Annotated in this window: 17 protein-coding genes and 2 pseudogenes; 10 read left to right on the plus strand and 9 right to left on the minus strand. The window is 57.6% G+C overall.

Features of this window, described 5'->3' with window-relative positions:
* Nucleotides 1–181 precede the first annotated feature (181 nt).
* Complete coding sequence (gene xylB, locus KGB21_RS15455) at nucleotides 182–1,678, plus strand: xylulokinase (RefSeq protein WP_223505595.1); 1,497 nt, start codon at nucleotides 182–184, stop codon at nucleotides 1,676–1,678.
* 13 nt (nucleotides 1,679–1,691) lie between these two features.
* Nucleotides 1,692–2,630 carry a carbohydrate kinase family protein gene (locus KGB21_RS15460; RefSeq protein ID WP_223505596.1) on the plus strand — a complete coding sequence of 313 codons (939 nt, stop codon included), beginning with the start codon at nucleotides 1,692–1,694 and terminating at the stop codon, nucleotides 2,628–2,630.
* A gap of 98 nt (nucleotides 2,631–2,728) precedes the next feature.
* Here KGB21_RS15460 and KGB21_RS15465 read toward each other — a convergent pair whose 3' ends face one another.
* Complete coding sequence (locus KGB21_RS15465) at nucleotides 2,729–4,030, minus strand: OprD family porin (protein ID WP_223505597.1); 1,302 nt, start codon at nucleotides 4,028–4,030, stop codon at nucleotides 2,729–2,731.
* Nucleotides 4,031–4,372: 342 nt separating this feature from the next.
* On the opposite strand from KGB21_RS15465, the gene KGB21_RS15470 reads away from it, so the two are divergent.
* Together KGB21_RS15470 and KGB21_RS15475 are read left to right on the plus strand one after the other, a co-directional pair.
* Nucleotides 4,373–4,645, plus strand: coding sequence for a DUF2790 domain-containing protein (locus KGB21_RS15470; RefSeq protein ID WP_223505598.1), 273 nt, complete (start codon nucleotides 4,373–4,375; stop codon nucleotides 4,643–4,645).
* A gap of 90 nt (nucleotides 4,646–4,735) precedes the next feature.
* A complete protein-coding gene (locus KGB21_RS15475; protein WP_034146574.1) occupies nucleotides 4,736–5,131 on the plus strand; it encodes a hypothetical protein in 396 nt (131 codons plus the stop codon).
* Here KGB21_RS15475 and KGB21_RS15480 read toward each other — a convergent pair.
* The gene (locus tag KGB21_RS15480) at nucleotides 5,128–5,400 is read right to left on the minus strand and encodes a DUF1652 domain-containing protein (protein WP_223505599.1); all 273 of its coding nucleotides are present in this window, start codon (nucleotides 5,398–5,400) and stop codon (nucleotides 5,128–5,130) included. The two genes, KGB21_RS15475 and KGB21_RS15480, sit on opposite strands and share 4 nt — an antisense overlap.
* 306 nt (nucleotides 5,401–5,706) lie before the next feature.
* Between KGB21_RS15480 and eco the strand changes: the two genes are divergently transcribed.
* Nucleotides 5,707–6,189: a serine protease inhibitor ecotin gene (eco, locus tag KGB21_RS15485; protein WP_223505600.1), complete on the plus strand. Its 483-nt coding sequence runs from the start codon at nucleotides 5,707–5,709 to the stop codon at nucleotides 6,187–6,189.
* Nucleotides 6,190–6,251: 62 nt separating this feature from the next.
* Here the strand turns inward: eco and ilvA are convergent.
* The 3 genes and pseudogenes from ilvA to KGB21_RS15500 form a co-directional block, all read right to left on the minus strand.
* A pseudogene (gene ilvA, locus KGB21_RS15490) lies at nucleotides 6,252–7,247 on the minus strand (threonine ammonia-lyase, biosynthetic); the annotation flags it as partial.
* 460 nt (nucleotides 7,248–7,707) lie between these two features.
* Complete coding sequence (locus tag KGB21_RS15495) at nucleotides 7,708–8,631, minus strand: magnesium transporter CorA family protein (RefSeq protein WP_223505602.1); 924 nt, start codon at nucleotides 8,629–8,631, stop codon at nucleotides 7,708–7,710.
* Between the two features lie 7 nt (nucleotides 8,632–8,638).
* Nucleotides 8,639–10,213 carry a RimK family protein gene (locus tag KGB21_RS15500; protein ID WP_223505603.1) on the minus strand — a complete coding sequence of 525 codons (1,575 nt, stop codon included), beginning with the start codon at nucleotides 10,211–10,213 and terminating at the stop codon, nucleotides 8,639–8,641.
* A gap of 92 nt (nucleotides 10,214–10,305) precedes the next feature.
* Between KGB21_RS15500 and rimI the strand changes: the two are divergent.
* Nucleotides 10,306–10,749 (plus strand): annotated as a pseudogene (gene rimI / locus KGB21_RS15505) (ribosomal protein S18-alanine N-acetyltransferase); the annotation flags it as partial.
* 121 nt (nucleotides 10,750–10,870) lie between these two features.
* On the opposite strand, the gene KGB21_RS15510 reads toward rimI, so the two are convergent.
* Entirely contained in the window at nucleotides 10,871–12,007 is a 1,137-nt protein-coding gene (locus tag KGB21_RS15510; RefSeq protein ID WP_223505604.1) for a PQQ-dependent sugar dehydrogenase, read from the minus strand.
* A 50-nt stretch (nucleotides 12,008–12,057) separates the two neighbouring features.
* Nucleotides 12,058–12,402 carry a hypothetical protein gene (locus tag KGB21_RS15515; RefSeq protein WP_223505605.1) on the minus strand — a complete coding sequence of 115 codons (345 nt, stop codon included), beginning with the start codon at nucleotides 12,400–12,402 and terminating at the stop codon, nucleotides 12,058–12,060.
* 193 nt (nucleotides 12,403–12,595) lie between these two features.
* Here KGB21_RS15515 and KGB21_RS15520 point away from each other — a divergent pair, with 193 nt between their 5' ends.
* Complete coding sequence (locus KGB21_RS15520; RefSeq protein WP_034146582.1) at nucleotides 12,596–13,456, plus strand: Ku protein; 861 nt, start codon at nucleotides 12,596–12,598, stop codon at nucleotides 13,454–13,456.
* Between the two features lie 118 nt (nucleotides 13,457–13,574).
* On the opposite strand, the gene lpxO is transcribed toward KGB21_RS15520, so the two are convergent.
* On the minus strand, nucleotides 13,575–14,474 hold the full coding sequence (gene lpxO, locus KGB21_RS15525; RefSeq protein WP_223505606.1) for a lipid A hydroxylase LpxO: 900 nt from the start codon (nucleotides 14,472–14,474) through the stop codon (nucleotides 13,575–13,577).
* Between the two features lie 136 nt (nucleotides 14,475–14,610).
* Here lpxO and KGB21_RS15530 point away from each other — a divergent pair, with 136 nt between their 5' ends.
* Nucleotides 14,611–14,904 carry a hypothetical protein gene (locus KGB21_RS15530; protein ID WP_223505607.1) on the plus strand — a complete coding sequence of 98 codons (294 nt, stop codon included), beginning with the start codon at nucleotides 14,611–14,613 and terminating at the stop codon, nucleotides 14,902–14,904.
* A 51-nt stretch (nucleotides 14,905–14,955) separates the two neighbouring features.
* On the plus strand, nucleotides 14,956–16,542 hold the full coding sequence (locus KGB21_RS15535; protein ID WP_080757843.1) for an ABC-F family ATPase: 1,587 nt from the start codon (nucleotides 14,956–14,958) through the stop codon (nucleotides 16,540–16,542).
* Between the two features lie 15 nt (nucleotides 16,543–16,557).
* Here KGB21_RS15535 and KGB21_RS15540 read toward each other — a convergent pair whose 3' ends face one another.
* Nucleotides 16,558–16,740: a hypothetical protein gene (locus KGB21_RS15540; RefSeq protein WP_223505608.1), complete on the minus strand. Its 183-nt coding sequence runs from the start codon at nucleotides 16,738–16,740 to the stop codon at nucleotides 16,558–16,560.
* 35 nt (nucleotides 16,741–16,775) lie between these two features.
* On the opposite strand from KGB21_RS15540, the gene KGB21_RS15545 reads away from it, so the two are divergent.
* Nucleotides 16,776–17,972, plus strand: a complete 1,197-nt coding sequence (locus KGB21_RS15545; RefSeq protein ID WP_223505609.1) for an MFS transporter — start codon at nucleotides 16,776–16,778, stop codon at nucleotides 17,970–17,972.
* The last annotated feature ends 107 nt before the right edge of the window (nucleotides 17,973–18,079 follow it).

The following is an 18,079-nucleotide window of genomic DNA, read 5'->3' on the forward strand; positions in this document are numbered from 1 at the left end:
TCTACAGACAAGGTCAGGAGCAAGTCCTGCCTTCAGGAGCAGTCGGCCTCCCCCAGAAACACATCTTTGTGACAACGACGATGAGCTTAGCGGTTCTCATCGAGTGTTTGGCCAACATACAAGGAGCAAGCTTGCTCGCGATTGCCCAACCAAGATCCACCTGACACATCAAGGACCTGCCATGGCAAACCCACAACTCTTCCTCGGCATTGACTGCGGCACCCAAGGCACCAAAGCCGTCATCCTCGATGCTGTTAGCGGCGACGTCCTTGGGCAAGGTGCCGCCGCGCACAAGCTGATCAGCGGCACCAACGGTCGTCGTGAACAAGACACCGCGCAGTGGCTGGACGCTTTCACGCTCGCCACCCGTCGAGCGCTAGTGGCAGCCAATGTCGATGGCCAGGACATCCTCGGCATTGGCGTGTCAGGCCAGCAACATGGCTTGGTGCTGCTCGACGATCAAGGCCAGGTGCTGCGCCCGGCCAAACTCTGGTGCGACACCGAAACCACAGCGCAAAACGATCGACTGCTCAAACACCTGGGCGGCGAAAAAGGCTCGCTGGAACGCCTGGGCGTGGTCATTGCGCCGGGCTATACGGTCTCGAAACTGCTGTGGACCCAGGAACAGCACCCCGACGTATTTGCCCGAATCGCGGGCATCCTGCTGCCCCACGATTACCTGAACTTCTGGCTCACCGGTCGCTGCTGCAGCGAGTACGGCGATGCTTCCGGCACTGGCTATTTCAACGTGCGCACCCGCCAATGGGACTTGCAGTTGCTGCGTGACATTGATCCCAGCGGGCGCCTGCAAGCGGCGTTGCCGGAGCTGATCGATGCCCACCAAGCGGTCGGCACGTTGCTGCCGGGCATCGCCGAACACCTGGGCATCAATCCCTGCGCGCTGGTGTCCAGCGGCGGTGGCGACAACATGATGGGCGCCATCGGCACCGGCAACATCAAACCGGGCGCGATCACCATGAGCCTCGGATCATCCGGCACAGTGTACGCCTACGCCGAGCAGCCGAAGGTCAGCGCGGACGCCGCGGTCGCTACGTTCTGTTCCTCCAGCGGCGGCTGGTTGCCGTTGATCTGCACCATGAACCTGACCAATGCCACTGGGATGATTCGCGAATTGTTCGACCTGGATATCGAGTGTTTCAACGCCCTGGTCGCCCAGGCCCCGATCGGCGCGGAAGGCGTGAGCATACTGCCATTCCTCAACGGTGAACGTGTCCCCGCCCTGCCCCACGCCACCGGCAGCGTGTTGGGCCTGACCATGAGCAACCTGACCCGGGCCAATCTGTGCCGCGCCGTGGTCGAAGGCACAACCTTCGGTTTGCGTTTCGGGCTGGACCTGCTGCACCACAATGGCTTACAAAGCCGCAGCATTTGCCTGATCGGTGGTGGCTCGAAGAGCCCGGTGTGGCGACAGATCGTCGCCGACACCATGAACATGAAAGTCGTCTGCCCCGAGCAAAGCGAAGCCGCCGCCCTCGGCGCAGCGATTCAGGCGGCGTGGTGCACGTCGTGGGCAAACGGTCACGAGGACAGTCTGGCGCAACTGTGCGAGCGTTGCGTAAAGCTCGACCCGGCCTGTGAAACCTTGCCGATTGCAGAAAACGTGGCGGCCACGCGGTTGGCCTACGAACGCTATCAACAGCACGTCGCAACCCTTTAAAGAGCGATCAACTATGTATCTGGTGTGTGGTGAAGCGCTGTTCGATTTCTTCAGTGAAGACGATGTCAGCGGCCTGGCTTCAAAAGTGAATTTCAAGGCAATTGCCGGGGGCTCGCCGTTCAACGTTGCGGTGGGTTTGCGCCGTTTGGGCGTGGACGCGGCGCTGTTTGCCGGACTCTCGACCGACTACCTCGGCCGGCGCTTGCTGCAAGTGCTGCAAGAAGAAGGTGTACGGACGGACTATCTGGTGGACTTTGCCGCCCCCACCACCCTGGCAATGGTTGCGGTCGGCGCCAATGGCTCGCCGCACTACAGTTTCCGGGGTGAAGGCTGCGCCGATCGCCAACTCAAACCCGAGCATCTGCCGGAACTGAGACCTGAAGTGCGCGGTTTACACATCGGTTCGTTCTCGCTGGTGGTGCAGCCGATTGCCGACACGCTGCTGGAATTGGTGCGCCGGGAAAGCGGCAAGCGTCTGATCAGCCTTGATCCGAACGTGCGGCTCAATCCGGAGCCGAACATTGAGTTGTGGCGTTCGCGGGTGGCGACGCTGGTCGAGCATGCCGATCTGATCAAGGTCAGCGATGAAGATTTGAGTTTGTTATATCCCGAGCAAGATCCAGCGCGGGTGATTGAGGGCTGGTTGCAACACCGTTGTCAGCTGGCGTTCATGACCCGTGGGGGCGAAGGTGCGACGGTGTTCAGCCGGGTTCACGGTTCGTGGTCGGTGCCGGCCTGCCCGGTGGACATCGCTGATACCGTAGGCGCTGGCGATACCTTCCAGGCTGCGTTGATTGCCTGGTTGACCGAGCAACAACTGGATTCGATTGAGGGCGTGCGGCGACTGAGTCGCGAGCAGATCGACGGGATAGCCAGGTTCGCCGTGCAGGCGGCGGCGCTGACATGCAGCAAGACAGGGCCGGATTTGCCGTACCGCCATCAGTTAGCCTGACGCCTAACGTGTAGGAGCTGCCGAAGGCTGCGATCTTTTGATTTTGCTTCTCAAGATCAAAAGATCGCAGCCTTCGGCAGCTCCTACAGGGGCCCACCTTACAAAATCGAGAAGTTGTAGCTGACAATCAACCGCGTCTCATCCACGTCCCGGGCATATTTCTCGTAGTTGGTGCGATAGGTCGCATTGCGCAACCGCAGGCTGACATCTTTGAACGTCCCGCTCTGCACCACGTATTTGAGCTCGCTGTCGCGCTCCCACTCTTTGCCTTCCTGATCGCTGCCCGGCACCTTGATGTGATCGCCGTTCACATAGCGGGTCAGGAAACTCAGCCCGTTGATGCCGATGGCCTTGAAGTCATAGTCGTATCGCAACTGCCACGAGCGTTCCTGCGCGGCGGCGAAGTCGTTGACCTGCACATAGTTGACCAGATACGGATTGCTGCCATCCAGGTACGGCATCGAGTTGTCGCCGTTCATGCGCTGCCAACCGGCGCTGAACGTATGCCCACTGATGGCGTAAGCGAGCATTCCACTCAAGGCGCGGTTGTCGATGGCACCAGCGCGAGCGTCGCCGCTGTCGGCACTCTTGAGCAGGCGCAAATCGGCCTTGAGCAAGCCGCCGCCCAATGGCTGGTTGGCCAGCAAACCGAGGAAGTGCTGACGATAGATATCTTCCAGTTCGGCGTAATGATATTGGCCGGTCAGCCGTTCGTTGATCTTGTAATCGAAGCCGTACATGTCGAAATGATCGGCGGTGATGTTGCAGGCATAGCGCTTGTTCTTGCAGTGCACGCGGATGTCCTGGGAATCAGTGGAATCCCGGGCGGTGTACTTGTCCAGGCGTGCCGCCATGAAATTCAGGTCTTTCACTTCTCTGGACGTGAGCATCGCGCCGTTGAACATGGTCGGCAACAAGCGACCGTCGTTGTACTTCAGCAGCGGCACATCCGGGAGCAAGGCTCCGTACTTCAGCACACTTTGCGAGAAGCGGACTTTGGCGGTCAGCCCAAGCTTGGTGTATTCGTCCGCCGAACCGCGCGGGTCATTCCCGCTGGATGGCAGCAGCCCGCTATTGCTACTGTCGGGACTTGAATCGAGCTTGAACCCCGCCATGCCCAATGCATCGACACCGAAACCCAGCGCGCCTTCGGTGTATCCCGATTGCAGATTAAGAATGAAACCCTGGGCCGACTCTTCGCGTTTCGAAGCGCCCTGTTCGGTAGAAGTGTGCCCATCACGAAAGTCGCGGTTGAAATACACCGTACGGGATTCGATTTTCGCCGTGGTGTCGTCGATAAAACCGCTCGCTTGAGCCGGCCCGGTAAAACCGGCGCACAGGACTAAAGCGCCGAAGCCAAGTGACTGGCGCGCGGAGAGCAACGTAAAAGGGGGACGCATTAAAAACTCCAACAATGCAGCGTCTGCGCCAGGGCGCAATCAGCCAGAAATAGCCTTCATCCGATCCAATAAACGGGCCGGACTGAAGTGAAGACGCGGGGTGAACGACAATGATGGCAGAAGGCTTTTTATGACTGCAGACGACTTTAGTCTGAAAAATGACTGTATTTGCCGCCGAACGGTAGTGGCTAAACGACAGGTGGCGTTCAGACGGGTTAACCAATGCTTAATCGCGCAGTCCAACACTCTACTGGACCGCACGCCCTCAGAGTCCTCTGACGCCCAGTGCGGCAGGTTCGACGCCACGTCGAGCAAACTTGCGTCTGCACTGGAGATCGCCCCATGAACTCGCGCGCCTTGCTTGTTTCAATCGCCCTTGTCTGCGCCACATCAACCGGCATTGCACAGGCCGATGACACTGCCACTTCCGCAAATGTGCCGTCCTATCACTACGGCATGCCGCTGCACGTCGGCAAAGTGATTGACCTCAGCGAACCCGACACACTGGAATGCATAGTGGTAACGGCGAATATGAAGTACATCGACGATCAATCAGGCCAACCCGCAGAAATCGCCTACCGTAAACTTTCTGACGCCTGTCGTTATCAGAACTGACTGAAAAGTCTGAAATAGCACCTTGCGGTATTCGTGGGGCCATTCAGGCGCTATGCTCTAGCGCCTCCCACACTGCCGCAAGGATTCGCCATGCAGTTGTCGTTTCGTACGTTGTCGATTTTTACCGCCATTTTGTGTTTTTTGCTGGCGCTGGCCTGGGGCGTGATGCCCGACTGGTTGCTGGCTTCCTGGGATATTGAATATTCGCTGGCGGCAGGATTGATCGCGCGCCGTATCGCCGTGCTGTTCGTAGCGCTGGGCGTGATGTTTTATCTGGTCCGCAATGAGGCACCATCCGCTACACGCAATGCACTGACCCATGGCTTTGTAGTGGGATGCTGGGGGCTGGCAGTCTTGGGCTTCGGCGAATGGCTCAATGGCCACGTCGGACCGGGCATTCTGCTTGCTGTCGGAGTTGAACTGGCGCTGGGCCTGGCGTTTTTCCAGACCCGGCGCGTGTCGGTGGAATTTGAAACAACCGCTTAAAGTGCCTTGCGCATTCCTTGGCTATGCCCGGGCTCTGCGTAATGGTTCTGAAGATCGGAGCGCAGTACCGCTATCAGTTCGTTAATTTCCCGACAGCCATTGAGTTGCTGGGCATCGATTCCGGTTTTTAATAGATCGAGTTGATCGGTTTCACCATCGGCATACACTTTTACGGTCATCGATAAATCCGGCGACAGCGTGCATTGACAGCGTTTCGGTAGAAAACTGCTTTCAATAATGTTGCGCAGTTCCAAGGCAGAAAGAAACATGGCGACCCTCTCCTTTTTGTGAGATTGCCAAATCAACTATCGACGCTGGCTCATCTGAAATCCCGGTCAGCTTGAGAACAGCTACAGCATAAAACATGCCTTGAATTTCGCTGCACAGCTCATCGGTAAATCAAGGGCTTAATGTAAGGGCTTGTAAAAACCCTCATGCAAATTGCGAAAAAGGCCGCTGGCAACCCTGCAATTTGCACGCTGAGGCGAAAGGTTTGCATTGGCCGCTGACGCCGTCGAGAATAGCGCTCAGCCGATCCAGTATCCGCTCACCTCACACATACGCAAGGAGGCATCATGGGTTCATCGACCATCAGCACCACCGTTGGGCTGATTGCAATGACGCTGTCGAGCATCGTCAACGCGGCAAAACTCGAAGATGTCGCGCCCTTCCCGAAACCGGAAAGCGGCTTCACCCGCCAGGTCATACACCTCGCCCCGCAACCCCGTGAAGAAGACTTCCAGGTCGAAATCCTCGCCGGCAAGACCCTGGCCGTCGACTGCAATCGACAACGCCTGGGCGGAATCCTCGAAGAGAAAAACCTCGAGGGCTGGGGTTACCCGTTTTACCGTCTGGAAAAAGTCATCGGTCCAATGAGCACGATGATGGCCTGCCCGGAAGGCACCAGCAAACAAGACTTCATGCCTGTGGTCGGTGACGGTTTCATGCTGCGCTACAACAGCAAATTGCCGATCGTGCTCTATGTGCCAAAGGACATTGAGGTTCGCTATCGGGTGTGGTCTGCGTCCAGCAAAGTCGAGAAAGCCGTCGCCGAGTAACCGTGAAGCGGACGTGTACACATCCGCATATCGGCTGACTCGCTTCACGCCGGGGCGTCGCACAACGCGGCGCGCTCGGCCACATGCCGCAAACTGTCAAAATTGATATTGGCCCCCGAATCGATGGCCACGAAAGTCTTTCCACGGGCACCTCTTTGCGCCACATATTTCTTGATACCAGCCACCGCCAATGCACCGGAAGGTTCGGTGATCGAGCGGGTATCGTCATAGATGTTCTTGATGGCGGCGCAGAGTTCATCGTTGCTGACGGTGAGCACCTCATCGACGCAAAACCGACACACTTCGAAGCCGTAGGCACCGATCTGCGCAACCGCGACGCCATCGGCGAAGGTGCCGACATGAGGCAGAACGACGCGCTGATCCGCCTGTAATGCTGCTTGCAGGCAGGCTGAATGCTCGGACTCGACGCCGATGATGCGTATCTCGGGCCGAAGATATTTGACGTACGCCGCGATGCCAGCGATCAACCCGCCACCGCCCACCGGCACAAAAATCGCATCCAAAGCACCTTGGTGCTGACGCAGGATCTCCATGGCGACGGTGCCCTGCCCCGCAATCACATCCGGGTCGTCAAAGGGCGAAACAAAGGTTTTCCCGGTTTTTTCGGCCAGCTCCAGCGCGTAGGCCAGGGCAAATGGAAAACTCTCCCCGTGCAGCAACGCATCCGCGCCACGACTGCGCACCCCCAGCACTTTCAGTTCCGGTGTGGTGGCAGGCATCACTATCGTCGCGTCGATCCCCAATTCACGCGCCGCCAATGCCACGCCTTGGGCGTGATTACCAGCCGAAGCCGTGACCACGCCCCGGGCCTTTTGCTCAGCGCTCAGTTGCACCAGTTTGTTGTAGGCACCACGAACCTTGAAGGAAAACGTCGGTTGCAAGTCTTCGCGCTTAAGCAGGATTTGATTGCCCAAGGCCAAGGACAGTGCGGCTGCGGGTTGCAAGGGTGTGCGCACCGCCAGCTCATAGACCGGCGCGGCAAGGATTTTTTTGACGTAATGCTCAAGCAGGGTTTGTTGTTCGGTCGTGCAATTCATCTCAATCTCCTTATATCCGGATCTCCGATGTGGAAGCTGCCGAAGGCTGCGCTCTTTTGATTTTCAAAAGCAAAAGATCGCAGCCTTCGGCAGCTCCTACACGGATATTGCGGTCCGGTCGTTTCAAAACCCAGGAGACAGAAAATGAAAACCCGCCTCTAGGGCGGGTTGGGTGCTGCAGTCGTGAGCTAGCCCGCCAAATGAGGAATGGCGGTAATAATGCTTGGCTGGCAGCGAAATACGGTGGAAGTCATGTCCGGAAATTAGCCGGGCGTTGATGGCATGTCAATGGTCAATATTCTGGAACTCAACAGAGCTGATCCGGCCATTTCGGCTGATCTGGAAATTGCTATCGCCAGCAAGCCGGCTCCTACAGGTATTGCATCAACCCAAATCCCGACACGCTCCCCGATCCGTGGGAGCCGGCTTGCGGGCGATAGCGATTTGTCTGTCGCTCGAATTACTTCGCCAAGCGCTTGAGCCCAAGCACCATCACTCCCGCCCCAATCATCATCGCGGTCAAAAACAACGGATACGAAACCCACCACGGCGATCCCGCGGTCATCATGCTGAATTCCGACATGCCGCCAATGCTCGCAATCAGGTTCAGCGGCAGGAAAACCACGTTGATCAGCGTCAGTTTGCGCAGCAGGTTGTTCATGCTGTTGTTCATCAGGTTGCCCCGGGCGTCGATCAGACCGGAAAACACCGTCGAATAGATTTCTGCCTGTTTGTAGCATTGGTTGTTTTCGATGATCAGATCGTCGATCAGGCCAATGGCATGGGCGCCGAAGTGCTCCTTTTCAGCATGATTGCGCAGCCGGGTCAAGACCGCGCCGTTGCTGTGGATGGCGTTGATGTAATAGATCAGGCTTTCGCTGAGGTTGAACATCTGGATCAGGTGCTGGTTTTGCATCGACGCGTTGAATTTCTGCTGCAACTCCCGGGCTACCAACTTGATGACTTTGAGGTGGCCCAAGTAGTGATGGATGTTGTTGAACAATAGATCGAGCAGGACATCCAGCGGGGTGTTCAACGCCTGGCGCTTTCCGAGCCCGTTTAAAGGTGCGTCGTCCGTGGCAATCACCAGCAAGCGATCGGGGCAAAACAGTAACCCGCAAGACGACACTTCGAAGGCAAGGCTGCCGGCGCCCGAGTAATTCTCCGGGCGTTTCCAGATCAGGAACAGGTTGTCGGGGTGGAACTCGATACGTGAGACCTCGTCCGGGTCCAGCGCCGAGGCCAGCGCGTGGTCATCGAGTTTGAAATGGCTGTGCAGCAGGTCGCGCTCGGCCGAATCGGGATTGCTGAACAGCATGACTTCAGCGTCCATCCCATCTACCGCGTGCAGTGCGCCAAGAGTCAATTGAAAGCGCTTGATCATCGGCGGTTCACCAGGCCTGGCCGCGACGTTTGAGCTCCAGGCGCCGGATGAACTCTTCCAGCACCAGTGAATACAGATCGTCCTGCAAATAGGCGTCTTCGATGCCCGCGTCCATGTTCGGGTTGTCGTTGACTTCGATCACCACCACTTTGTCGCCAGACTGCTTGAGGTCGACGCCATACAAACCATCACCGATCAGATTGGCGGTTTTCACCGCCAGTTCCACCACTGCCCGTGGTGCTTCGTGAACCGCCAGGGTGCGGCATTCGCCGTTGATGTCCTGGCCCTTGGCCTTGTGGTTGTAAATCTGCCAATGGCCCTTGGACATGAAGTACTGGCAGGCAAAAATCGGCTTGCGATTGAGCACGCCAATGCGCCAGTCGTACTCGGTGTAGAAGAATTCCTGAGCCAGCAACAGCACCGAGTGTTCGAACAGTTCTGCGGTGGCTTCGAGCAAGGCCTGCTGGCTTTCAACCTTGATCACGCCCCGGGAGAAACAGCCGTCGGGGATCTTCAACACCAACGGGAAACCCAGCCGCTCGCCGACGCGCTCGAAGTCTTCGGGTCGTTCCTTGTAAAGGATTTCGGTCGCGGGCATGCCCAGTTGATGACTCCTGAGCAGGTCCGTTAGGTAGACCTTGTTGGTGCAGCGCAGGATCGACGCGGGGTCGTCCATCACCACCAGCCCTTCGCTCTCGGCTTTCTTGGCGAAGCGGTAAGTGTGGTTGTCGACGCTGGTGGTTTCGCGGATCAACAGACCGTCGTATTCGGCAATCCGCGCGTAGTCCTTGCGTTCGATCAACTCGACGTCGATGCCCAGCGTCCTGCCGACCCTGATGAAATTATCCAGCGCCTTGGGGTTTGACGGCGGCAAAGCTTCCTGCGGATCGTGCAGGATGGCCAGGTCGTAACGGGCCAGCCGTTTAGAACGTGGCACTCGCCAGATCTTGCGACTGAAACTGTCCAGCGAGTTGGCGAATTGATCTTCCTGGTCTTCGCGCAACTTATGCAACGCACCAGACTTGATGCCGACTATGTGCCAACCGTTAGTTCGACGAAACTCAACTAACAGAATGGGACAAGCGAATACTTCAAATATCTGTCTCGCCAAATCCTGTAATGGCTCGATATGCGTCTTGCCGAAATACAGGGTCAAGGTGAAGCCTTCGGTGTCACTGTAAATATGATGGCTGAGCGCTTTCCCCAAAGTCTTATCCAGATCATCCAGCGCCAGACCGTACAAGGATTTTCGGGTCAACTCACTGATGGTCCGGACCGACGGAATGACCTTGTGCCCACGGGCCTCCGCCAGCAGCGAGCAGTAATAGCCGTGGCCCAGGTACTTGTAGCTGCGGCAAAGGTTGATCACCTGAATACGTTTGCCCTGCTCGTTATCGCGGGTCTGCTCGAGGTATTCCTGGGCCGTGACGATGTCTTCGCTAGGAAAATAGGAAGCCCAGTCTTCCTTGCGTTCGACGATGATAATCAACTGGCTGGAAGTTCTACTCGGCTCATTTAAAAACGTTGCCGACGTTAAAGTTTGCTCCGATACTTCGCGCCAATGACCTTGTACCGCTGACATAGTGATGGATCCGTTGGAGAACTAGACCTTTCCTATTAAGCACGAACTTTTTTGAAAGTCTCGTTTCATTACGCAACTTTTACGGGGGTTATATGAGTCTGGTTATTCGGTTGGCGGTGATTGAAGATGTACCGGCACTGCTCAAGCTTGAAGAGCAATGTTTCACCACGGACCGGCTCAACCGTCGCAGCTTTCAATGGCTGATCACCCACGCACACGGGCAACTGCTGGTGGCGCAGCACGGCGAGCATCTGGTGGGTTACGCCGTGGTGCTGTTCCATCGTGGAACGTCGTTGGCGCGGCTGTATTCGATTGCGATCGATGCCCAGGCTCGGGGCTGCGGATTGGGCAAGCAGTTGCTTGATCGCGTCGAAGCGTGCGCGCAGGAGCACGATTGCGCCTGTTTGCGTTTAGAAGTGCGTATCGATAACCCGGGGGCGATCGCGCTGTATGAACGCAACGGCTATCAGCGCTTCGCATTGATTCATGACTATTACCAGGATCACGCCGACGCACTGCGCCTGGAAAAACGCATCGGACCAGCCATGGGGTAAACCTGTGGCGAGGGAGCTTGCTCCCGCTCGGCGGCGAAGCCGCAAAACCGGAGGGCGCTTCGCACCCCAGCGGGAGCAAGCTCCCTCGCCACAAAAGCGACGGTTACTTCAGGCCTATCTTGTAAAGTCCGCCATCCTCTTCATCGGTCAGCACATACAAATACCCATCCGGCCCCTGCCGCACGTCGCGGATACGCTTGTTGAATTCACCCAGCAAGCGTTCTTCGTGAACCACCTTGTCGCCCTCGAATTGCAGGCGAATCAGCTCCTGAGTGACCAACGCTCCGATAAACGCGTTGTGTTGCCAGGCCTTGAAACGGTCGCCGTCGTAGAACGCCAAGCCGCTTAAACCGGGGGACTTTTCCCAGACATGGTGCGGCCGAACGGTGCCTTCTGCGGTTTTGCCGTTGGCTTCCGGGATCGGCAAGCCAGAGTAGTTTTTGCCATGGGTAGCCAGCGGCCAACCGTAATTCTTGCCGCGTTCGATGATGTTGACCTCATCGCCCCCCAAGGGACCGTGTTCGTTTTCCCACAGGGTACCGGTCCACGGGTTGAGCGCCGCGCCTTGCGGGTTGCGAACGCCGTAAGCCCATATTTCCGGACGCACGCCGGCCTGGCCGACAAAGGGGTTATCGTTGGGCACCTTGCCGTCCGGATAGATCCTTATGACCTTACCCTGCAGCTTGTCGAGATCCTGTGCGGTGGGTCGGTCGTTGTTTTCCCCCAAGGTCACAAACAGATAGCCGTCCCGGTCAAACACCAGCCGCGAACCGAAATGGTTGCCGGAGGAGAGTTTGGGCTCCTGACGGAGAATCACCCGGAAATCCTTCAGCGTTGTCAGGTCTTCGGACAGCCGTCCGCGTCCCACCGCAGTGCCTGCCTTGTCTCCCTGGCCGCCGCCTTCGGCGTAGCTCAGGTAAACCATCCGGTCCTGCTTGAAGTCGGGTGAAAGCGCCACATCCAGCAATCCGCCCTGCCCCTTGGCCCAGACCTTGGGCACGCCATTGAGCGGCGCGGACAATTTGCCGTCGACCGTTACCACGCGCAGGTTGCCCGGACGCTCAGTGACCAGCATTCCCTGACGATCCGGAAGAAATGCCAATGCCCAAGGGTGCTCCAGACCTGTCGCAATCGGCGTGACTTCAAGCGTGCCCTGCTCGCTCTGCACCTCTACTGCGAGGGCCGGGAATGTGGTGATCATTAAGGCGCAGAAAGTAGCCAGAAAGGTTTTACGCAACATGCACGATTCCTTTTGTCATGAGGATGGCGACAGAACGGGAGTCCTGCCGTTCAAGGGCTGCGGGGCGGCGGATTGGGAATGAACTTCGGCGCGCTGGTGGGGGCCGGGCTGCCTTGGGGATAGCGATTGCCAACACCGCCGTTATCGAGGGTCGGCGGGCGTGGCACCGGCACAGTGTTCGGCCCCCGAATGGCCGGGGCGCTGGGTTGAGTGCCTTGCATGCTGTTGGGATTGGCCCGGCGGGTCGGGCTGTTGTACGGATTGTTATTGGTGCTGCCCGGCAGGTTTTGCGCCAGGTGTATCGGTGCGCCTGGCAAGTCGACGTCGGCATGAGCTATTTGACCGAGTACGCCGCTTAATGCCAGCACGATAAGGCCAGGTACGTATCGGTTCATGGGGCAGCCTCCCGAAGAGTGCGTGAATAGAGTCTTCGATAGCACGCTACGCCTAGGGTTCGGATTTGTTAACCCAAACTTTCCCGGCAAGATGTAACACGAAGTTGACGCACCGCCAGGACCGGGCTGCAGGCCGCTGAAACTTTTGTTCAAGGCGGCGGGTCACCTGAACATCACTCTCGGGAAGACGACCATGGCACGGGCAATCTGGAAAGGCGCAATCAGTTTCGGGCTGGTGCATATTCCTGTGGCGCTGGTTTCGGCGACGTCTTCCCAAGGGGTGGATTTCGACTGGCTCGACAGCCGCAGCATGGACCCGGTGGGCTACAAACGCGTCAATAAAGTCACCGGCAAGGAAGTGACCAAGGAGCACATCGTCAAAGGCGTGCAATACGAAAAGGGCCGCTATGTAGTGCTTAGCGAAGAGGAGATTCGCTCTGCGCATCCCCTGTCGACCCAGACCATCGACATTTTTGCTTTCGTCGACAGCGAGCAAATCCCGCTGCAGAACATCGACACGCCCTATTACCTGGCCCCGGATAAACGCGGTGGCAAGGTCTATGCGCTATTGCGCGAAACCCTGACGAAAACCAACAAAGTCGCGCTGGCTCGCGTGGTGCTGCATACCCGTCAGTATCTGGCGGCGCTGATGCCGATGGAATCGGCCATGGTCCTGGTGAAGTTACGCTGGCCGGCGGAAGTCCGCAGTCTGGATGAGTTGGCGTTAGGCCCGGACGTAACCAAGGCCGAGCTGGCCAAGGGCGAATTGGACATGGCCAAGCGCCTGGTGCAGGACATGACGGTCGAATGGTCGCCGGACGATTACCGGGACGAATTTGAAGACAAGATCATGGCGCTGGTGGACAAGAAAGCCCATGAAGGGAAAATTGAGGATGTTGAGACGGCCACTGGCGAAGAGGAACGCAAGACAGCGGATGTTATTGATTTGACCGAGTTGCTCAAGCGGAGTCTGGGTGGCAAGGGGGCGACCAAGGCAGCTGCCAAGCCCAAGGCTGCGGCCAAGCCGGCGGCGAGGAAGAAAGTCAGTAAGTGATGTGTGGGCTGTGATGGCCTCATCGCTGGCAAGCCAGCTCCTACAGTGGTTGGAGTGAGACATAGATTTCATCACACCGAAATACCCTGTGGGAGCTGGCTTGCCAGCGATGGCGTCATCAGACCATGACAAACACCGCCAGCAACCCACCAAAAAACGCCCACTTCTGCAGGTAATAGAGTTTGCGATTACGCTTTTTCAACGCTTTGGCCCGCAGGCGAATCTTGTAGATCTTGCCGAACAGCCGGTTGATACCCCCGACCTTGTCGCCCGCTTCGTTCGGCGCACCGGCAGCCGACATCACATTGCGGCTGAACCAGCCATTGAACGCCGCCGCCCAACGATATTTCATCGGTCGCTCCACATCACAGAACAGAATGATGCGGTTTTGCTGGGTGGTGTTTTCCGCGTAATGAATGAACGTTTCGTCGAACATCACCGCTTCACCATCGCGCCAGTGGTAGTTCTGGCCATCGACGTTGATGTAGCAACCGGCATCATTGGGCGTTTCCAGGCCCAGGTGATAACGGTATGAACCGGCATACGGATCGCGGTGGCGAACCAGTTTGGAGCCTGGCGGCAACTCGGCAAACATCGCCGCCTTGATCGAGCCGATGCTTTGCACCAATTCGGTGGTCCGCGGGCAGAGCTTCATCGCCGAGGGGTGACTGTCGCCATACCACTTGAGGTAGAAGCGCTTCCAGCCGGTCTTGAAGAAGGAGTTGAAGCCGACGTCGTCGTACTGGTCCGAGCGCTTGATTTCCCCGGCCCGCAACAGGTTCTGGCCTTCGGCGCGAATTTCTTCCCAATGGACCTGCAATGGACTCAGGTCGGGGAAGTCGGACGGATTGAGATACGGCTTGTTGGGGATTTTCGAGAACAGATAAAGGAAACAATTGATCGGCGCTAGAAACGTCGAATGGTCGCTCAGTTGGCGACCCAGCTTGTGGCGCACCTTCCCGCGCAAATGGACGTACGCGATGGATACAACATAGATAGCGGCAATGATGAGTTTCACGGAAATCGTCACATGTCAGAAGTGAACAAACTGCGCGCCCGACCAGTCAACGGCCCAAGGGTCTTGTGCAGCGTCTGAAAACGAAACAGCGGTCCCGGTAGCCCGTCCTTGAGCCGATGCCGAGGTTCGGCACCCAGTGAAAGATGGCATTTTAGCCACCGTCTGTAACCAATTGTTAGCTTTCAGATGTGAAAATCTGTCCGTTGATACCGGTGCGGCCTTATTGCCCTATCGTTTAAAGAGCCAGACCAGTACAATCGCCGCCAAACTTTACGCGCCCCCCTTGGTTGATGACGGGAACAATCCCGCCTCAGCGCACTTCGACTCGGGCCAAGCGCTCCACATGCTGCTGTCCACTTATTGCCAGATGGATCTTGCGCTGCTGCCCGGGATGTACTTCCCATGGCCGAACAGCGCGAACGGGTACTGATTCGGTACTGCCGCAACCCTAGCTACTCTGAATGCTTCGCAGGAAAAACCTTTGATTTCTACAGCTAACATCACGATGCAGTTCGGCGCCAAGCCGCTATTCGAAAACGTTTCGGTCAAGTTTGGCGCGGGCAACCGCTACGGCCTGATCGGCGCCAACGGTTGCGGCAAGTCGACCTTCATGAAAATCCTTGGTAGCGACCTTGATCCGTCCGGCGGCCAGGTCATGCTGGAACCGAACGTGCGTCTGGGTAAATTGCGCCAGGACCAGTTCGCCTACGAAGAATTCACCGTGATCGATACCGTGATCATGGGTCACGAAGAGCTGTGGAAGGTCAAGGCCGAGCGCGACCGCATCTACTCGCTGCCGGAAATGACCGAAGAAGACGGCATGGCCGTGGCCGAGCTGGAAACCGAATTCGCCGAAATGGACGGTTACACCGCCGAATCCCGTGCCGGCGAACTGTTGCTGGGCCTGGGTATCGGCATCGAGCAGCACTTCGGCCCGATGAGCGAAGTTTCCCCAGGCTGGAAACTGCGCGTATTGCTGGCCCAGGCGCTGTTCTCCGATCCTGAAGTGCTGTTGCTCGACGAACCGACCAACCACCTGGACATCAACACCATCCGCTGGCTGGAAAACGTGCTGACCCAGCGCTCCAGCCTGATGATCATCATCTCTCACGACCGTCACTTCCTGAACAGCGTGTGCACCCACATGGCTGACCTGGATTACGGCGAGCTGCGTCTGTTCCCGGGCAACTACGACGAGTACATGACCGTGGCGACCCAGTCCCGCGAGCAACTGCTGTCGGACAACGCCAAGAAGAAAGCGCAGATTTCGGAACTGCAATCGTTCGTCAGCCGCTTCTCGGCGAACGCCTCGAAAGCCAAGCAGGCAACCTCCCGCGCCAAGGCGATCGACAAGATCCAGCTGGCCGAGGTCAAGCCTTCGAGCCGCGTAAGCCCGTTCATCCGTTTCGAGCAAAACAAAAAGCTGCATCGCCAGGCGGTCATCGTCGAGCGCATGGCCAAAGGCTTTGATGGCAAGCCACTGTTCAAAGACTTCAGCTTCCAGGTTGAAGCCGGCGAGCGCGTGGCGATCATCGGCCCGAACGGTATTGGCAAGACCACCCTGCTGCGCACCCTGGTCAACGAACTGACCCCGGATGCCGGTAGCGTCAAGTGGACCGACGCCGCTGAGTTGGGCTACTACGCTCAGGATCACGCGCACGACTTCGAAGACGACGTCACCCTGTTCGACTGGATGGGTCAGTGGACTCAGGGCGAGCAGATGATTCGCGGCACATTGGGCCGCATGCTGTTCTCCAACGACGAGATCCTCAAGTCGGTCAAGGTCATCTCCGGTGGTGAGCAAGGTCGCATGCTGTTCGGCAAGCTGATCCTGCAAAAGCCGAACGTGCTGGTGATGGACGAACCGACCAACCACTTGGACATGGAATCCATCGAAGCGCTGAACCTGGCGCTGGAGAACTACCCGGGCACGCTGATCTTCGTCAGCCACGACCGTGAGTTCGTATCGTCCCTGGCCACCCGCATCATCGAGCTGAGCCCGGATGGCGTGACCGACTTCAGCGGCACTTATGATGACTACCTGCGTAGCCAGGGCGTAGTGTTTTAAGGGCAGCTGTTAGTTTCAAGCTGCGAGCTGCAAGTAAAAGCCCTGTCCTTGTGATGGGGCTTTTTTGTTTTTGAAGATCAAAAGATCGCCGCCTTCGGCAGCGCCTACAGGAGTCCGCGCTCCGATGTAGGAGCTGCCGAAGGCTGCGATCTTTTGATCGTTAGCCAGCTTCCTTTTATTCCACAGCCGCGCCATCATGCAGTTCTCCCACCGCCGCCCGCGAACGAGTCCTCATGACTGTGCAGCAAGTGCCTCCGCAAAGCTCCATGGCGATTACCCTGCAGATCGTCTCCATCGTTTTTTATACCTTTATTGCCTTCCTCTGCATCGGCCTGCCGATTGCGGTGTTGCCGGGGTATGTCCATGAGCAACTCGGCTTCAGTGCAGTCATTGCGGGCCTGACCATCGGCTCACAATACCTTGCCACCCTGCTCAGCCGCCCCATGGCCGGGCGAATGTCCGACACCATCGGCACCAAGCGCGCCATCATTTACGGCTTGTCGGGGATTGTGTTGAGTGGCGCGCTGACGTTGCTCTCAACGTTGTTGCAAAGCTTGCCGCTGTTGAGCCTGTTGATTCTGATTGCCGGCCGCTTGCTGCTGGGGATCGCCCAGGGTTTGATCGGGGTCGGCACCATCAGTTGGTGCATGGGCCAGGTGGGCGCCGAACACACCGCACGTTCGATTTCCTGGAACGGGATTGCCTCCTATGGCGCGATTGCCATCGGCGCGCCGCTGGGCGTGGTGATGGTTGATCAGTTGGGCTTCGCCAGCCTCGGGATTGCTCTGTCGGTGCTGGCGTTGGCGGCGCTGGTGCTGATCCGTAACAAACCGTCGGTGCCGGTGGTTCGTGGTGAGCGCCTGCCGTTCTGGGCGGTGTTCGGACGCATTGCGCCATTCGGTGCGAGCCTGAGCCTGGCGTCCATTGGTTACGGCACCCTCACCACTTTTATTACGTTGTATTACGTCAACCGAGGCTGGACCGGCGCGGCTTACTGCCTGACCGTTTTCGGCGTTTGCTTCATCCTGGCGCGGCTGATGTTCATTTCCAGCATCAGCCGTTTTGGCGGGTTCACTTCGGCCATTGCCTGCATGACCATTGAAACGGTGGGCCTGGTACTGCTGTGGCTGGCGCCGTCGACCGGTTATGCCTTGATCGGTGCCGGACTGACCGGATTCGGCTTATCGCTGGTCTATCCGGCGCTGGGTGTCGAGGCGATCAAGCAGGTGCCCAACTCCAGTCGTGGTGCGGGGTTAAGTGCTTATGCGGTGTTTTTTGATCTGGCGCTGGCGATCGCCGGGCCCTTGATGGGCGCGGTGGCGTTGAATCTGGGGTATGCGTGGATATTCTTCAGTGCGGCGGTGTTGTCAATCATCGGACTTTGCTTGACGGCATTCCTGTCTCGATTCAACGCACGCACAGCTCATTAAAACCAATTAACTACTAAGTAACGAATTATATATCAATTCAAATTTCACCCTGATAGCAATATTCCGCATCGATTAACTCAAAGCGCCACTGTTGTTTTACTCAATAA

The sequence above is a fragment of the Pseudomonas sp. GL-RE-29 genome, from assembly GCF_019947275.1.
Lineage (GTDB): Bacteria > Pseudomonadota > Gammaproteobacteria > Pseudomonadales > Pseudomonadaceae > Aquipseudomonas > Aquipseudomonas fluorescens_A.

Excerpts from the sequence above, each read along its gene's own strand:
- xylB (WP_223505595.1), top strand. The coding sequence starts at position 182 with ATGGCAAACCCACAACTCTTCCTCGGCATTGACTGCGGCACCCAAGGC.
- KGB21_RS15460 (WP_223505596.1), top strand. The coding sequence starts at position 1,692 with ATGTATCTGGTGTGTGGTGAAGCGCTGTTCGATTTCTTCAGTGAAGAC.
- KGB21_RS15465 (WP_223505597.1), bottom strand. The coding sequence starts at position 4,030 with ATGCGTCCCCCTTTTACGTTGCTCTCCGCGCGCCAGTCACTTGGCTTC.
- KGB21_RS15470 (WP_223505598.1), top strand. The coding sequence starts at position 4,373 with ATGAACTCGCGCGCCTTGCTTGTTTCAATCGCCCTTGTCTGCGCCACA.
- KGB21_RS15475 (WP_034146574.1), top strand. The coding sequence starts at position 4,736 with ATGCAGTTGTCGTTTCGTACGTTGTCGATTTTTACCGCCATTTTGTGT.
- KGB21_RS15480 (WP_223505599.1), bottom strand. The coding sequence starts at position 5,400 with ATGTTTCTTTCTGCCTTGGAACTGCGCAACATTATTGAAAGCAGTTTT.
- eco (WP_223505600.1), top strand. The coding sequence starts at position 5,707 with ATGGGTTCATCGACCATCAGCACCACCGTTGGGCTGATTGCAATGACG.
- KGB21_RS15495 (WP_223505602.1), bottom strand. The coding sequence starts at position 8,631 with ATGATCAAGCGCTTTCAATTGACTCTTGGCGCACTGCACGCGGTAGAT.
- KGB21_RS15500 (WP_223505603.1), bottom strand. The coding sequence starts at position 10,213 with ATGTCAGCGGTACAAGGTCATTGGCGCGAAGTATCGGAGCAAACTTTA.
- KGB21_RS15510 (WP_223505604.1), bottom strand. The coding sequence starts at position 12,007 with ATGTTGCGTAAAACCTTTCTGGCTACTTTCTGCGCCTTAATGATCACC.
- KGB21_RS15515 (WP_223505605.1), bottom strand. The coding sequence starts at position 12,402 with ATGAACCGATACGTACCTGGCCTTATCGTGCTGGCATTAAGCGGCGTA.
- KGB21_RS15520 (WP_034146582.1), top strand. The coding sequence starts at position 12,596 with ATGGCACGGGCAATCTGGAAAGGCGCAATCAGTTTCGGGCTGGTGCAT.
- KGB21_RS15540 (WP_223505608.1), bottom strand. The coding sequence starts at position 16,740 with ATGATGGCGCGGCTGTGGAATAAAAGGAAGCTGGCTAACGATCAAAAG.
- KGB21_RS15545 (WP_223505609.1), top strand. The coding sequence starts at position 16,776 with ATGACTGTGCAGCAAGTGCCTCCGCAAAGCTCCATGGCGATTACCCTG.